This window comes from Pseudomonas sp. GW821-FHT03C07 (assembly GCF_059420925.1).
This window is the reverse complement of record NZ_JBWKUQ010000003.1, coordinates 408,447-420,764: the sequence shown is the minus strand read 5'-3', so window position 1 is coordinate 420,764 and position 12,318 is coordinate 408,447. Positions and strand designations below refer to the sequence as shown.

At 62.3% G+C, this 12,318-nt stretch carries 10 protein-coding genes; 5 read left to right on the top strand and 5 right to left on the bottom strand.

The window, feature by feature from the left end; genetic code table 11:
• Window positions 1–68: 68 nt before the first annotated feature.
• On the bottom strand, window positions 69–524 hold the full coding sequence (locus AC07VG_RS08245; RefSeq protein ID WP_494999604.1) for a DUF721 domain-containing protein: 456 nt from the start codon (window positions 522–524) through the stop codon (window positions 69–71).
• A 307-nt stretch (window positions 525–831) separates the two neighbouring features.
• On the opposite strand from AC07VG_RS08245, the gene secA reads away from it, so the two are divergent.
• The 3 genes from secA to AC07VG_RS08230 all read left to right on the top strand — a co-directional run bounded on the left by secA (window position 832) and on the right by AC07VG_RS08230 (window position 5,879).
• Window positions 832–3,567 carry a preprotein translocase subunit SecA gene (gene secA / locus AC07VG_RS08240; protein ID WP_495020842.1) on the top strand — a complete coding sequence of 912 codons (2,736 nt, stop codon included), beginning with the start codon at window positions 832–834 and terminating at the stop codon, window positions 3,565–3,567.
• A gap of 124 nt (window positions 3,568–3,691) precedes the next feature.
• Window positions 3,692–4,909 carry a bifunctional glutamate N-acetyltransferase/amino-acid acetyltransferase ArgJ gene (argJ, locus tag AC07VG_RS08235; protein ID WP_494999606.1) on the top strand — a complete coding sequence of 406 codons (1,218 nt, stop codon included), beginning with the start codon at window positions 3,692–3,694 and terminating at the stop codon, window positions 4,907–4,909.
• 28 nt (window positions 4,910–4,937) lie between these two features.
• Window positions 4,938–5,879, top strand: a complete 942-nt coding sequence (locus AC07VG_RS08230) for a Nudix family hydrolase (RefSeq protein WP_494999607.1) — start codon at window positions 4,938–4,940, stop codon at window positions 5,877–5,879.
• A 123-nt stretch (window positions 5,880–6,002) separates the two neighbouring features.
• On the opposite strand, the gene AC07VG_RS08225 is transcribed toward AC07VG_RS08230, so the two are convergent.
• The 4 genes from AC07VG_RS08225 to AC07VG_RS08210 all read right to left on the bottom strand — a co-directional run bounded on the left by AC07VG_RS08225 (window position 6,003) and on the right by AC07VG_RS08210 (window position 10,689).
• Window positions 6,003–6,587, bottom strand: coding sequence for a cob(I)yrinic acid a,c-diamide adenosyltransferase (locus AC07VG_RS08225; protein WP_494999608.1), 585 nt, complete (start codon window positions 6,585–6,587; stop codon window positions 6,003–6,005).
• A 2-nt stretch (window positions 6,588–6,589) separates the two neighbouring features.
• Window positions 6,590–8,626: a sensor histidine kinase gene (locus AC07VG_RS08220; protein WP_494999609.1), complete on the bottom strand. Its 2,037-nt coding sequence runs from the start codon at window positions 8,624–8,626 to the stop codon at window positions 6,590–6,592.
• 192 nt (window positions 8,627–8,818) lie between these two features.
• Entirely contained in the window at window positions 8,819–9,736 is a 918-nt protein-coding gene (locus AC07VG_RS08215) for a putative 2-dehydropantoate 2-reductase (RefSeq protein ID WP_495020841.1), read from the bottom strand.
• Window positions 9,736–10,689 carry a diguanylate cyclase domain-containing protein gene (locus tag AC07VG_RS08210; protein ID WP_494999611.1) on the bottom strand — a complete coding sequence of 318 codons (954 nt, stop codon included), beginning with the start codon at window positions 10,687–10,689 and terminating at the stop codon, window positions 9,736–9,738. The genes AC07VG_RS08215 and AC07VG_RS08210 overlap by 1 nt, the downstream gene beginning before the upstream one ends.
• Window positions 10,690–10,807: 118 nt before the next feature.
• Between AC07VG_RS08210 and AC07VG_RS08205 the strand changes: the two genes are divergently transcribed.
• Both AC07VG_RS08205 and AC07VG_RS08200 read left to right on the top strand, forming a co-directional pair.
• On the top strand, window positions 10,808–11,293 hold the full coding sequence (locus AC07VG_RS08205; protein ID WP_494999612.1) for a YajQ family cyclic di-GMP-binding protein: 486 nt from the start codon (window positions 10,808–10,810) through the stop codon (window positions 11,291–11,293).
• Between the two features lie 123 nt (window positions 11,294–11,416).
• Entirely contained in the window at window positions 11,417–12,259 is an 843-nt protein-coding gene (locus tag AC07VG_RS08200; RefSeq protein WP_494999613.1) for a mechanosensitive ion channel family protein, read from the top strand.
• The last annotated feature ends 59 nt before the right edge of the window (window positions 12,260–12,318 follow it).

Sequence of the window (12,318 nt, the reverse complement as noted above, 5' to 3'; positions counted from 1 at the left end):
CATCGCCGGCAAGCCGGCTCCTACAGGTAGATGGCGTTTTTCAATATCTCAAGGGCGCGGCTGGTGGCTCAGGCCTTGGGTCTGGCGTGGCTGGCCAGGCGCTCCAGGGCGGCGCGCAGGTTCGGGTCGCTGATGCCGTCGGCGGTGTCCTGGATGGTTTGCGCCGCATTCACGGACAAGTCCATGGTGTGCCCCACCGCACCCTGCGGCACGGTCGGCGGCTGCACCTTGAACAGGATGCGGGTCAGGCCTTCGAACATGTCGAACGCCTGCAATTGCCGTTGCAGGCGTTTTTGCTGGTAGCGCAGGCGAGTCGCCCAATGCCCGTCGGTGACAATCAGCAGCAGGCTGCCTTCTCGCCACGAAGCCACATGACAGTGTTCGCGGGCGGCGGGTTGCAGCTGGCTTTCCACCAGACGCTGCAAATGCGCGAGGCGTTGGGCATGACTGAAAATGGCTTTCAGCGGCTTGGCTTCGCGAAGCAGGGCGGCGGGCGCCCGGGCCGTGAGAGGGCGAAATGCCATGATTCAGACACCTGAAGAAACAGAGTCGCCATGGTAGCAGAAGCGCTCGCTCTACCTGCGGCCATTGATGTGAATCGTCTTTGGCCCTAAAGTCCGCGGTTAACGTCTGTACCCGATGGCTTGAAGTTCGGGAAAAAGACCTTATTTTAGAGTGGCCCCGTCACAACGCTGTGCCAGCATCGTGGATTAACGCCACTTTCCTCACCATCGTTTCCGGGTAGAATACTCGTTCGCATGCGGCCATGAGGGCTGCTCGGGCGACTCACGGGGCCGCCCTCCATCCCTATGTGTGGAAGAACCTGCCGATATGTTTGCGCCTTTGTTAAAGAAACTTTTTGGAAGCAAGAACGAGCGTGAAGTCAAACGCATGCTCAAGACGGTACAGATCGTCAATGCCTTCGAAGAGCAAATGGTGGCCCTTTCGGACGAGCAGCTGCGTGCCAAGACCGGAGAGTTCAAGGCCCGCATAGCCCAAGGTGAGACCCTCGACACACTCCTGCCCGAAGCTTTTGCGGTCGCCCGCGAAGCCGGCAAGCGGGTCATGGGCATGCGCCACTTCGACGTGCAGTTGATCGGCGGCATGACCTTGCATGAAGGCATGATCGCGGAAATGCGCACCGGCGAGGGTAAGACCCTGGTGGCGACCCTCGGCGTTTACCTCAACGCGCTGTCCGGCAAGGGCGTGCACGTAGTGACGGTGAACGACTACCTGGCCCGCCGCGACGCCAACTGGATGCGCCCGCTCTATGAGTTCCTCGGCCTGACGGTCGGCGTGGTCACGCCGTTCCAGCCGCCGGAAGAGAAGCGTGCCGCCTACGCCGCCGACATCACCTACGGCACCAACAACGAGTTCGGTTTCGACTACCTGCGCGACAACATGGCGTTCAGCATGGAAGAGAAGTTCCAGCGCGAGCTGAACTTCGCCGTGATCGACGAAGTCGACTCCATCCTGATCGACGAAGCCCGTACTCCGCTGATCATCTCCGGCCAGGCCGAAGACAGCTCGCGGCTGTACACCGAGATCAACAAGCTGATCCCGCGCCTGGTGCTGCACATCGAGGAAGTGGAAGGCGTGGTGACCAAAGAAGGTCACTTCACCGTCGACGAGAAGACCCGCCAGGTCGAGCTGAACGAAGCCGGTCACCAGTTCATCGAAGAGATGCTGACCCAGGTCGGCCTGCTGGCCGAGGGCGAGAGCCTTTATTCTTCGCATAACCTGGGCCTGCTGACCCACGTGTATGCCGGCCTGCGCGCGCACAAGCTGTTCAACCGCAACGTCGAATACATCGTCCAGGAAGGCCAGGTGGTCCTGGTGGACGAACACACCGGCCGGACCATGCCCGGTCGTCGCCTGTCCGAGGGTTTGCACCAGGCCATCGAGGCCAAGGAACACCTCAATATCCAGGCAGAAAGCCAGACCTTGGCCTCGACCACCTTCCAGAACTACTTCCGCCTGTACACCAAACTGTCCGGCATGACCGGCACCGCGGACACCGAAGCCTTCGAGTTCCACCAGATCTACGGCCTGCAGGTGACGGTTATCCCGCCGAACAAACCGTTGGCGCGCAAGGACTACAACGACCTGGTGTTCCTCACCGCCGAAGAGAAGTACGCGGCGATCATCACCGACATCAAGGAATCCCTGGCCCAGGGCCGTCCGGTGCTGGTGGGTACGGCAACCATCGAAACCTCCGAGCACATGTCCAGTCTGCTCAACCTGGAGCACATCGAACACAAGGTCCTGAACGCCAAGTTCCACGAAAAGGAAGCGGAAATCATCGCCCAGGCCGGTCGCCCTGGCGCCCTGACCATCGCCACCAACATGGCCGGTCGTGGTACCGACATCCTGTTGGGCGGCAACTGGGAAGTCGAAGTGGCGGCCCTGGAAAACCCGACGCCTGAGCAGATCGCTCAGATCAAGGCCGACTGGCAGAAGCGTCACCAGCAGGTGCTCGAATCGGGCGGCTTGCAGGTGATCGCCTCCGAGCGTCACGAGTCCCGTCGTATCGACAACCAGTTGCGCGGTCGCGCCGGTCGTCAGGGTGACGCTGGTTCCAGCCGTTTCTACCTGTCCCTGGAAGACAGCCTGATGCGCATCTTCGCCTCGGACCGGGTGAAAAACTTCATGAAGGCCCTGGGCATGCAGCCTGGCGAAGCGATCGAGCACCGTATGGTGACCAACGCCATCGAAAAGGCCCAGCGCAAGGTCGAAGGTCGTAACTTCGACATCCGTAAGCAACTGCTCGAGTTCGACGACGTCAACAACGAACAGCGTAAAGTGATCTATCACATGCGTAACACGTTGCTGGCCGCTGACAATATCGGTGAAACCATCGCCGACTTCCGCCAGGACGTACTCAACGCCACCGTCAGCGCCCATATTCCTCCACAGTCGCTGCCTGAACAGTGGGACGTGGCCGGCCTGGAGTCGGCCCTGCAGAACGATTTCGGCGTGCAACTGCCGATCCAGCAGTGGCTCGATGAAGACGATCACCTGTACGAAGAGACCCTGCGCGAGAAGCTGCTCAACGAACTGCTGCTGGCCTACAACGAGAAAGAAGAGCAAGCCAGTGCCGAAGCACTGCGCACCTTCGAGAAGCAGATTGTGCTGCGCGTGCTCGACGACCTGTGGAAAGACCACCTGTCGACCATGGATCACCTGCGTCACGGCATTCACCTGCGCGGTTATGCGCAGAAGAACCCGAAGCAGGAATACAAGCGCGAGTCGTTCACCCTGTTCTCCGAACTGCTGGACTCGATCAAGCGCGATTCGATTCGCGTCCTGTCCCATGTCCAGGTGCGTCGCGAAGACCCGGCCGAAGAAGAGGCACGCCTGCGTCAGGAAGCCGAAGCTTTGGCCCAGCGCATGCAGTTCGAGCACGCTGAAGCACCCGGTCTGGACGCGCCGGAAATTCTCGGTGAAGAAGTCGATGTCGCCCTGGCCGCCGCGCCAGTGCGCAACGAGCAGAAGCTGGGCCGTAACGAACTGTGCTACTGCGGTTCGGGCAAGAAGTACAAACATTGCCATGGTCAGATCAGCTAAGTCCTTGCGGGTCTGAACCTTGAAATACCCGCGCCGCGACCGGCATGCCGTCGCGGCGTTTTTCCATTTGAAACACTGCCCCCTGTGACGGCAGTGCAGACATCACATTGAAAGGAGCGCATTCATGGCTGTTGGTCTTGGTCCTTTGCCCACGTTGCACCCGGTTGCCGGTTTTGAACTCGGTATCGCCTCGGCTGGCATCAAGCGCCCGGGGCGCAAGGATGTGGTAGTAATGCGCTGTGCCGAAGGTTCCACGGTGGCAGGGGTGTTCACCCTCAACGCGTTTTGCGCCGCGCCCGTGATCCTGGCCAAGCAGCGTGTCCAGGGCCGCGTGCGTTATCTGCTGACCAACACCGGCAATGCCAACGCCGGTACCGGCGAGCCGGGCCTGGCTGCCGCTGAGCGGACTTGCGCCAAGCTGGCCGAACTGACCGGTGTCGACGCCAGCGCAGTGCTGCCGTACTCCACCGGGGTGATCGGCGAGCCGTTGCCGGTGGAAAAAATCGAAGGCGCCTTGCAGGCTGCCCTGGATGACCTGTCGGTGGACAACTGGGCCGCTGCCGCCACCGGGATCATGACCACCGACACCCTGCCCAAGGGCGCCAGCCGTCAGTTCCAGCACGACGGCGTGACCATCACCGTCACCGGAATCAGCAAGGGCGCGGGGATGATCCGTCCGAACATGGCGACCATGCTCGGCTACATCGCCACCGACGCCAAGGTGTCCCGCGAGGTCTTGCACAGCCTGATGCTGGACGGCGCCAACAAGTCGTTCAACCGCATCACCATCGACGGCGACACCTCGACCAACGATTGCTGCATGCTGATCGCCACCGGCCAGGCCGGGCTGCCGGAAATCACCGAGGCTCGCGGTCCGTTGTTCGACGCGCTGAAAAAGGCCGTGTTCGAAGTCTGCATGGACGTGGCCCAGGCCATCGTTCGCGACGGCGAGGGTGCGACCAAGTTCGTCACCGTCGAAGTCAACGGCGGCGCCAACCACCAGGAATGCCTGGATGTCGGTTACACCGTGGCGCATTCGCCGCTGATCAAGACCGCCTTGTTTGCCTCCGATCCGAATTGGGGTCGTATCCTCGCCGCGGTCGGCCGTGCCGGTGTGCCGGACCTGGACGTGAGCAAGATCGACGTGTTCCTGGGCGAAGTCTGCATCGCCAGCCGCGGTGCCCGTGCGGCGAGCTACACCGAAGAGCAGGGTTCGGCGGTGATGGCTCGGGAAGAGATCACCATTCGTATCGAACTGGGTCGCGGCCAGTGCAGCGAAACCATCTGGACCACCGACCTGTCCCACGAGTACGTGAAGATCAACGCGGAATACCGCACTTGATCCACAGGTTCCAGCAGGAGGTTGCAACGTGAAACGCATCCATGTGGCGGCGGCGGTTATCCGTGGTGTTGACGGTCGCATCCTGATTGCCCGTCGGGCGGACACCCAGCACCAGGGTGGTCTCTGGGAGTTTCCCGGCGGCAAGGTCGAGGACGGCGAAGCCGTCCAGGTGGCCCTGGCCCGCGAGCTTCAGGAAGAACTGGGCATTGTGGTCAGTGCCGCCCGTCCGTTGATCAAGGTTCGCCACGATTACCCGGACAAACAGGTGTTGCTGGATGTCTGGGAGGTTTCGGCCTTTACTGGCGAACCCCACGGTGCCGAAGGGCAACCGCTGGCCTGGGTCAGTGCGCGGGAGTTGGCGGACTACGAATTTCCGGCGGCCAACCAACCGATTGTCGCGGCTGCGCGTTTGCCGGCGGGGTACCTGATTACCCCGGACGGCCTGGAGACCCCGCAGTTGCTCAAGGGGATCCAGAAGGCGATTGCCGGTGGGATCAAGCTGGTTCAGCTGCGGGCGCCGAACGGCTATGACCCGCAATACCGCGATCTGGCGGTGGATGCGGTGGGGTTGTGCGCGGGCAAGGCGCAACTGATGCTCAAGGGCCCCTTCGAATGGCTGGGAGACTTCCCGTCGGCGGGCTGGCACCTGACATCCGCGCAGTTGCGCAAGTACGCCAGTGCCGGGCGTCCGTTGCCGGCGGAGCGCTGGTTGGCGGCTTCGTGCCATAACGCTGAAGAGCTGGCCTTGGCTGAGCAGATGGGCGTGGATTTTGTCACGCTGTCGCCGGTGCAGCCGACGCAGACCCATCCTGAGGCGCAGCCCTTGGGTTGGGAGCAGGCCGGGCAGTTGATCGTGGGTTTCAACAAGCCGGTGTATCTGCTGGGCGGGGTTGGGCCGAACGAGTTGCAACGTGCCTGGGAAACCGGCGCGCAGGGCGTGGCCGGTATTCGGGCGTTCTGGCCGCAATAATTACGGCTTATACATCCCCCTGTAGGAGCTGGCTTGCCAGCGATAGCGGCCGGACAGTCGATGCAAGACTTGAGGGCCTCATCGCTGGCAAGCCAGGCTCCTACAGAGTGTGGTGTTCGTCCCTCAATGAGAGACCGGCTTTTTCGCAGCTTCCCACAAGATCTCGGCAATCTTCTCGCGCCGCGCAATCAGCCGTGCCGCGACGAACAGCAGGTCCGACAGTCTATTGATGTAGGCCAATCCCACCCCACTCAAAGGTTCAACGGCATTCAACTGCTGGCAACGCCGCTCGGCGCTACGGGCCTGGCTGCGGCAGATATGCGCCTGGGCAATCAGCATCGAACCACCCGGCAGGATGAAGTTTTCCAGTGGCCCCAACTCTTCGTTCCAGCGATCGATGGCGGTTTCCAGACGCTGGATCTCGGCCGTATCGAGGGCCTGGTAGGTCGGCATCGCCAATTCACCCCCCAGGTCGAACAAACGATGCTGAACCGGTGCCAGTACCTCGATCAGTTCATTCAGCTCCGGATGAATCACCACCAGCTCCGCCAGCCCGGCCAGCAGCAACCCCACTTGGCTGTTGAGCATATCGACTTCGCCGATGGCTTCGATCCGTGGATGGTCTTTCGGCACCCGACGCCCATCGCCCAGTCCCGTTTCCCCCGCATCGCCGGTGCGTGTGTAAATCTTCGACAGACGAAAACCCATGCTCAAGACTCCGCTTTGCTCAGTTCGGGAAGCGCCGCCTGGCTGCCGGCCAGCGGCAGGCGCAGGGTGACGCAGGTCCCCGCGCCCGGTGCCGATTGCACTTCCATCTGGCCTTTATGGTTATTGGTGATGATGAAGTAGGACACCGACAGGCCCAGCCCGGTGCCCTGGCCGATTTCCTTGGTGGTGAAGAACGGTTCGAAGGTGCGCTTGCGGATGTGTTCCGGCATACCGACACCGTTGTCCTCGACCTGGATCTCGGCCCAGGGCGGATTCAAGCGGGTGCGCAGGGTAATTCGCCCGGGTTCGCTGTCGTTCTCGCGCTGGTGGATGGCCTGGGCGGCGTTTTTCAGCAGGTTCAGCAGCACCTGCTCCAATTCGTTGGCGGTGCCCGGAACCGGGCCCAGCTGCGGGTCGAACTGGCGGACGATCGCCTGGCCCTTGAAGTCGAAACCGATGGTCAGGTCGAAGTCGTTACCGGCGATTTCCACTGCCTGGTCGATCAGGGCCGGCAGGTCGCAGGGGGCCATCTCGCGGTTGCTGCGTCGGCTGAAACTGAGCATATGGGTGACGATCTTCGCCGCCCGCGCACCGGCCTGCTGGATACCGTCGAGCAGTTGCGGCACCTCGCGGCTTTGCAGGTAGCGGTTGACGATATCCAGGTCGATACCGGCTTGTTGGGCGTATTCGAGGTTCTTCGGCAGCTCCGCGGACAGGCGCCGGCGGATGTTCTGCACGTTGTGCAGGATCGCCCCCAGGGGGTTGTTGATTTCGTGGGCCATGCCGGCGGCGAGACCGCCGACCGAGAGCATCTTTTCCGACTGCACCATCATTTCCTCCAGCGACAGGCGCTGGGAGATATCGTCGATGCGGATCACCACGCCGCGTCCGGCCCCGCCCATCAGCGGGTAGAAGGTCAGGGCATAGTGGCGGGCTTCGTCGTCCTTGATCCAGGTTACCCGCTCGATCTTCGCCACGCTGTGTTGCTCGACGGTTTCCTTGAGCTGCGGCAGGAACGGCTTGAGCGGTTCGAAGGCGAGGAAGATCGGCTGGTTCAGCGCTTCGTCCAGCGGCGTGCCGGAAAGGGCACTGGCTTCCTGGTTCCACTGGGTGACGTAGAGCTGCTCGTCCAGGGCGATCAGGGCCGAGGGCATGGAGTCGATGATGCTGTTGAGGTAGTTCTGGAAACCTGTGAGCTTTTTCTCGATCTTGCTGCGTACCTGGACTTCGAGTTCCAGCTTGCGGTTGGTGTGGCGGGTTTCCTCGGCCAGGCCCTGGGCCTGGTCGTAGGCGGCCTGGGAGTCGTCACGGGCGCGTTTGAGCTGCTGCTCCCGGGCCTCGATCCGCGACAGCATGGTGTTGAAGGCTTCGGCCAGGCTGCCGATTTCGTCGTGGTTGCCACGCGAGGCCCGCAGTGCGTAGTTCTCCTCGCGGGTGACCTGACGCGACAGTTCTTCGAGTTCGTGGATCGGCCGGGTGATCAGGCGCTTGATCTGGCGGGCGATGATCAGCCACAGCAGGATGCTGAAGATCAGGATGCCGAGGCTGGCGGTCAGGGTGCCGGTGTAGAAGGCCACTGGCAGTTCGCTGCTGGCGACCAGCAGCAGGTGCCCGGGCGCGGCACCCGGGCGCGGCATCTCGATGACCTGGTTGCTGCGAAACTCGGTCAGGCGCCAGGCTTCGATATGGCGAAAGCGTTCCGGCAGTTTCAACTGATCGCCATGTTGCAGCTGTGCCATGCGATTGCCTGGGCCGTCATAGATGGCGGCGGCGCGCAACGGCGAGTAGCTGTCGAGTTCCTTGAGCAGGGCTTCGGCGGCTTGCGGTGAGTCGAGGGCCTGGCTGACCAGGTTCGGGCTCGCCACCAGCCGACCGATGGTCTGCAGGGCCTGGGGCGCCATGCTCTCCTGGGAAATCCAGTAGGCGGCGCTGATGAACGTCAGGTTGGCGACCAGCAGCACGGTGGTCAGCAGGACCAGCAGGGCAGCGAGGAGTTTCTGGCCGACCGGCAGGTTTTCGAGACGCTGGCGCAGAGGCATCGGTTGTCCTGTTTCGAGAGACGAATGGCGGCGCGCGGAATTCGACCGCCGCGCCATCTATGAGTGTACCAAACTGTGGGAGCAGGATTTAGCGGAACGCCGGACCGCCACGAAGAGGCTCTTGAGGCCGCCAAAAGCTTCGTCGGAACACCGCCCGGACCAGGCACCGCTCCCCCATTTATGGTGACCCACTCAGGTGCTCGGCAAGCCCTTTGCCATCAGATGGGCCACCAGGCGGTTGTACAGACGGCTCAGGTGCGGCAGGTTGCGATGATGGCGTGCCGCCGCCGCGCAGGCATAACCCAGCAGGTAGCCGATCTCGGTGCGCCGGCCCTGGGCGACGTCCTGGTGCATGGAGGAGTAGTTCGCCGCCGTGGCCTGGATCACCCACTGTACTTCGCTGTGCAGGTCTTTGGCGGCAGTCGGCTGACCACAGCATTCGAGCAGTTCGGCCAGCTCGGCACAGAGCGTGGCGACTTCGCAATGATGTTCCAGCAAGCCACCATTGCGGCAGTCGTAGAGCACCGTCAGCGGGTTGATGGCGCAGTTGAGCGCCAGCTTGCGCCAGAGGCGGGTAAGGATCTGGGTGTTCCATTCGTGGGGAATGCCGGCCAGCGTCAGGTCATCGAGCCAGTACGGCGGTTGCGGATGGGCGACGTCCCCGAGCCAGGTGAAGCCGTGCCCGGCGAACACCACCCGCCAGTCGCCGTCGCGAAAGGCGCCTTCGGTGCTGGAGGCGAACAGGCAACGCGCATGCGGCGCCTGGGCCGCAACCGCGTCCTGGCTGCCGAGGCCGTTTTGCAGCAGTACCAGCTCGGCACCGGGGCTGAGTCGCGTGGCGAGGCGGGCGACCGCGGCTTCGGCGTCGTAGGCTTTGCAGGCGACCAGCAGGCGCTCGATGGGCGTGTCGGCGTCGAGGCTCTGGGCGGGTATCGCAAAGTGTTGCTCGCGACCCTGTTCCACCAGGGTCAGGCCACCCGCCGTTGCGTACGCCGCCAACCGCGCCGCATCGCGCAGAATCAATGTGACCGGCAGGCCGGCCCTGGCCAACCGGGAGGCCCACAGGCTGCCCAGGCTGCCCGCGCCCAGTACATGCCAGTGGGTACTCATCAGCTGCGCGCCGGCAGGCGTTTGGCGCTGACCACGCCTTCGGCATAGGAATCGAGCAGCAGGCGCTCGGACTCGTCGAACAAGGTTTGCGGATCCAGCGGGAAGCACTTGCTGTCCAGGCCGATCAGGCTGATGCCGGCCTTGAGCTCGATGGGACCTGCGTTGGTCATGAAGGTCTTGAGGTTCAGGCCTTCATGCAGGCGTTTGAAGCTGCTCGGGGCGCATTCCTGCAGGTCGGCCGGCAAGGTCATCAGGACGAAGTGCCGTTCGTCCAGGCGCGCCAGCACATCCAGTGGCCGCACCAGTTGTTGCAGGCGTCGGGCGATGGCCTGCAGCAGTTCGTCGTAGAGGTCGTTGCCATATTGGCGTTGCAGCGAATCGGCCTGTTCGATACCGATCAGCAAGTAGCAGATGGCACCGCCACGGGCCTGGACCTGGCGCAGGCTGTCGCTGAGCTTCTGGCGCAGGTAGCGGGCATTGCCCAGTCCGGTCAGGGAGTCCACCTGATTGCGCTGCTCGAGGCTGGCAATGTTCTGGCGCAGCAGGCGGTTTTCCTGGCGCAGGCGCTGCAAGGTGTTGCACAGGCGATCGGCGGCGAGCACGCGAGTCAGTAGATGACGCTCGACATCGACGGGGGCGAGCAGATCATCGATGTCGTTGTCCGAGGTCTCGTCCAGCAGGACCGAGGGCGATTGTTCGCTGATGAGGATCACGTAGGTGTAGTGATCGTTCATCTCGTCCCTTTGTCGGACCTTGGCGGCCAGCGCCAGACCTGCGCTTCCCGCGCAGATCAGCAGGCCGGCGGCCCGCTGGTCGAGTTGTTCCAGTGCCAGGACGCCGTCATTGGCCTGACGAATGTCCTGATAACCCGCGCGCTGGAGGCTGCCGCCCAGCGTACTGCTGGCCAGATTCTCATCGCTCACCAGCAAAATGCTCAGATCCGGGTTCGGCATGGGTGACTCACAAGTGAATGAGTGGGAAGAACCGCTATAATGCTCGCGGATTTTAACCGTCAAACCGGGCGCGCTCCATCGGTATTGAGCCGCGCCGATTTTATTTTGGAGAAATACGATGCCGTCGTTCGACGTGGTATCCGAACTGGACAAGCACGAAGTCACCAACGCCGTCGAGAACGCCGTCAAGGAGCTGGATCGCCGTTATGACCTCAAGGGCAAAGGCACCTTCGAGTTCAAGGACAAAGAGCAGACCATCACCCTGACCGCCGAAGCCGAATTCCAGCTCGAAGCCATGCTGGAGATCCTGCGCATGGCTCTGGTCAAGCGCAAGATTGACGTCAAGTGCCTGGAAATCAAGGATGCCTATGCGTCCGGCAAGCTGATGAAGCAGGAAGCGACCTTCAAGGAAGGTATCGACAAGGATACGGCGAAGAAAATCGTCGCGCATATCAAGGATGCCAAGCTCAAGGTCCAGGCCGCCATCCAGGGCGAGCAGGTGCGGGTCACCGGCAAGAAGCGCGACGACCTGCAGGAGGCCATTGCCAACCTGCGGGCCAAGGAATTCGACGTGCCCCTGCAATTCAACAATTTCCGCGACTGAGTCTAGTCTGTCAGGGAACCTCTGGGAGTTATCGGCGTCGGAGGGCCCAGCCACGGTGAAACGATGGGTGGCGCGGTGCGCCAGTCGTTTCGCCGGCTCATCGCATGGTAACCGGAGAGAACAATGGATTTGAACGCACAAGTGGATCAGTTGGTGAAGGCCTCCGAGGCCTGGATCCCGATGATCATGCAATACGGCAGCCGTGTGCTGCTGGCTATCGTCACCCTGTGCATCGGTTGGTGGTTGATCAACAACCTGACCCACCGCGTGGGCAAGTTGCTGGCGTTGCGCAATGCCGACCTGGCGCTGCAGGGGTTTATCAGCAGCTTGGCGAACATCATCCTCAAGGTGCTGCTGATTGTCAGCGTGGCCTCGATGATCGGTGTGGAGACCACCTCCTTTGTCGCGGCCATCGGTGCGGCGGGGCTGGCCATTGGCCTGGCGTTGCAGGGCAGCCTGGCGAATTTTGCCGGTGGGGTGTTGATCCTGCTGTTCCGGCCATTTCGGCTCGGTGACACGATCACCGCGCAGGGGGTGACCGGGACGGTCGACAGTATCCAGATTTTCCACACCATCCTGCGTACCGGCGACAACCAGACGGTGATCATGCCCAATGGCAATCTGTCGAACGGCATCATTACCAATATCAACCGTCAGGCCACCCGCAGGGTGGTGTTCGATGTCGGGGTGGATTTCCAGGCGAATCTGCAGGAAGCCCGCGAGGTGTTGCTGGAAATGGCCAAGGATGGGCGGGTGTTGAGCGATCCGGCGCCGGCGGTGGTCGTCGCCGCGCTGGGGGCGCATTCGATCACGGTTTCCTTGCGGGTGTGGGTCAATACCGCGGATTACTGGGATGTGCTGTTCATGTTCAATGAGCAGGTGCGCGATCGCCTGAAAGCGGCGGGGATCGATATTCCGCTTCCGCAGCAGGTGGTGCGGATGTTCGCGCAAGAGTCGGCGACGTAAGCGAGGTCTTGGTGCCTGGCCGGTGGGGCGGGCATCAAGGATCGGGAATTCGGGTGATA